Here is a 269-nt window from a genome sequence, read left to right on the forward strand (position 1 = left end):
CCCTGAGTTAGTAGTAGTTGCAGATACATGTTTATGTCAATTCACAAGCCATGGTCATTGCGGTGTAATTGAAGATGGTATTATTTTAAATGACGAGTCTCTTGCAGTACTTGCGAAAACAGCTGTAAGCCAAGCGAAAGCAGGAGCGGACATTATTGCGCCATCAAACATGATGGACGGATTCGTAACAGCAATTCGCCATGCGTTAGATGAGAATGGTTTTGGACACGTACCAGTTATGTCGTACGCTGTGAAATATTCATCAGCAT

Annotated in this window: 1 pseudogene; it reads left to right on the top strand. The window is 42.4% G+C overall.

The features are described from left to right. Positions 1–269, top strand: a pseudogene (locus JDS96_RS31110) (porphobilinogen synthase); the annotation flags it as partial.

The organism is Bacillus cereus group sp. N21 (assembly GCF_016483395.1).
GTDB classification, from domain to species: Bacteria; Bacillota; Bacilli; order Bacillales; family Bacillaceae_G; genus Bacillus_A; species Bacillus_A pseudomycoides.